General features: G+C 61.3%; 2 protein-coding genes. Both read right to left on the bottom strand.

Translation table 11 applies throughout. From position 1 onward, the window contains the following. Positions 1-358: 358 nt before the first annotated feature. On the bottom strand, positions 359-1147 hold the full coding sequence (locus GY725_12485; protein MCP4005003.1) for an ATP-binding protein: 789 nt from the start codon (positions 1145-1147) through the stop codon (positions 359-361). Positions 1148-1149: 2 nt separating this feature from the next. Further along, positions 1150-2634 (bottom strand): IS21 family transposase, encoded by a 1485-nt coding sequence (locus GY725_12480; GenBank protein MCP4005002.1) that lies wholly within the window; start codon positions 2632-2634, stop codon positions 1150-1152. Positions 2635-2849: the final 215 nt, after the last annotated feature.

The raw sequence follows: 2849 nt of genomic DNA, 5'->3' as shown, positions 1-2849 counted from the left end.
GCCTGCCCCCTGATTCAGTCGAATAGGATCACAGTTGTCTCGACGGGCCATCGAGGACCAACGCCCCGATCTGCCACAGTCACACTTTCGGGGACACATGCCCACATTCACTCGCCGGAACAATCGGGATCTACGGTTGAGCCCGTCTCAGGATTCGCGCTAGACGACGGGCTCAAAGTCCAGCGTGTAACTGCCGTCGTTCTTTGCTGCCTGAAGAACACGAATCTCCGGTTCCGCCACATCGCACCACTCGAGTGATCGACGTCAACCACTATTGCCGGAGTACGACAACTATTTCTGCCGGTGTATTGGGTTCCCCCATCGTCTGACCTGAGGGAACGGTCACCGGAGGTGGCCATCACCTCCGGTTGTTCTTCTTGGTTGCCCTCTGTTTCTTTGATGCGGGCTTCTTCGCTTCTTCCTGAGCCACTGCGGTGCGGTAGCTCGGTACGTCGAACTCGGTGATCACCGAGTGGTGGACGATCCGATCGATCGCGGCAGCGGTGGCCATCGGGTTTTGGAAGATCTCTTCCCATTGACTGAACACCATGTTGCTCGTGATGATGATGGAGCGGCGTTCGTAGCGCTCAGCGATGAGGGTGAAGAGCACCTCCGCTTCGTCGGCCCTTTGCTTCAGGTAGCCGAGGTCGTCGAGGATCAGGACGTCGAAGCGATCGAGCTTGCGCAGGGCCCTTGGGAGCTCGAGGTCACGCTTGGCTGCGAGCAAGTCCTGAACGAGCTGGTAGGTCGGGACGAAGTGAACCGAGTGCCCCACCTCGATGAGCCGGTCAGCCAGTGCCGCCATGGCGTGGGTCTTACCCGTGCCGGGTAGGCCGAACGCAAGAACGTTCGTGGCCTGATCCACGAAGCTGCCCGTGGCGAGTTCCTCGAGCTGTTGTTGCAGCTTCACCGGGAAGCGATTCAAGTCGAGTTCTTCCCAGACCTTGCCCGCCGGAAGCTTGGCAGCCCGGCGCATGCGTTCGACGCGACGTTGGCGACGATCACTCGCTTCAAGTTCCATGACAGCCAGCAGCGTCTCGAGTGCAGGGCCGTGCTCGGCAGTCTGGAAGCGCGCTACAACCTCAGCTCCGACGGTAGGAAGACGGAACTCGCGGCACAGAGCCTCGATACGTTCGTGTCCGGACATCGTCATCGGATCGCCCCCACGAGCAACGCATCGTATGCGGCCAGGTCGGGAACCACGGGCGTTTCGAGCTCTGGGACCTCGGGCTTGACCGGGGCCGCAAGATCGCGGACTGCCACGTAGTCGAACGGAAGCCTGCGATCCAAGAGTGTGTGGAGAGCTTCCTCAACGCTGGACTCCATCGTGCTCGCTGCAAGATGAAGCGTTCGTACATACTCGATATCTGCGCGCTCGCCCTTGAAGCGAACGAGTGCATCGTAGGCACGGCGGAAGGTGGTCGTCGGGAACAACTCTTCGCGGAAGCGGTAGCGTGCGAAGGCACCCGGCTTGCGGACGAGCGACCAGATCACGTGCCGGTAGTCGACCCGGTGGTTGTCGCCTCCGCGAAGCCGCGGCATCCGTTCTACGAACTGGCCTCGGTAATGGATCTCCACCTCGTTCGCGAACTGGCGCGCTTCAACTTCATGGCCTCGCAGCCGCGAAGGCACCGAGTAGGTCTTGTTTGAGAGACGGATCGTGCTCCACTTGTGGACCTTCAAGCGATAGGACGTATAGGCCGGGAGACGACGCGCAGGGAGCGCACGGAGATGAGCGCGCTCCTCTTCGATCTTGTTCTTCGCGCGGCGGTTGAGTTGAGCGACAGCCTCTTGAACGAACTGCTCGTAGTCCGGGACCGAGTTGAAGTCGCGACTGCCACGGATGACCAGGGCTTGTCGAAGTGCAGACTTCAATCGCCGATGTGCTTGCTCTGCGACACCGTTCTCATGCGATCGCCCCGGATGGATACGCGTCGATCGAAGTCCGTAGTAGCCAAGCAGGAGCGCGAAGCGCTCGGTGAGGGCACGCCCACCACTGCGCTTCAGTTCGTGGGTCGCCGCCGAGAGGTTGTCGCTGCGGATCACTTCGGGCGCTCCGCCCAGCCCCCACAGCGCGCCCTGCACCCCGTCCATCAGTGCCTCATACGTCTCGCCCGAAGCCAAGCACACCCAACGCCACCCACTGAACGAGAGGACGAACTCGAAGAGAAGGTGCGGGAAGAGAGCGCCAGCGATCGTCACACCGAGTTCTGTTGCGTGCGTGAAGTCGATCTGTGCCTCACGTCCAGGCGGATGAACTTGCTCGAAGAAGACCTCGCGATCGGGTCCGTGAACTGCACGCCAGTCTCGGATCCGGCGCTGAAGCGTGCGGAGTTGGCCCGCACCGAACTGGCCCGGATGGCGTTGCTCGAGGAGTTCCAAGATCGTCGGACCTTCAAGAACACGGTCGTCGTCCCGCACAAGCAGAGGTTCGATATCCGACTTCCAGACTGCCTCGAAGGGATCCTTACGCGTTCGCCAGTTTCGCCTCTTCTTCGCCTGCGAGGGCAGCGGCCCTTGCTCCCACGCTCTTGCCGTCCGAACACTCATCCCTGCGGCCGCTGCCGCGGCCTCCTGGCTCTTCCCATCCATACGCTTCCGCCTCAACAACTCCACCTGCTCGTCCGTCACCATCCACGCCACCCCCAACCCGGAGGGTGAGGCAGCGACAACTACGGCGACAGAGACGAACCGGCAGTTCTAGTTGTCGTCGACCGGCAGAAGTAATTGTCGTCGATCACCCGTAGATCAAACGTGTGAGGTTCTGGCGGCTTCCACGGTTCGAACTCCATGCGCATGGCGAACTCAACGATGACGTTGGCATCGAGTGCGTCAGTCTTCGACCTGCG

Source organism: bacterium (assembly GCA_024226335.1).
Taxonomy (GTDB): domain Bacteria; phylum Myxococcota_A; class UBA9160; order SZUA-336; family SZUA-336; genus JAAELY01.
This window is presented reverse-complemented; position numbering and strand designations above follow the sequence as displayed.

Excerpts from the sequence above, each read along its gene's own strand:
- GY725_12485 (MCP4005003.1), bottom strand. The coding sequence starts at position 1,147 with ATGTCCGGACACGAACGTATCGAGGCTCTGTGCCGCGAGTTCCGTCTT.
- GY725_12480 (MCP4005002.1), bottom strand. The coding sequence starts at position 2,634 with ATGGTGACGGACGAGCAGGTGGAGTTGTTGAGGCGGAAGCGTATGGAT.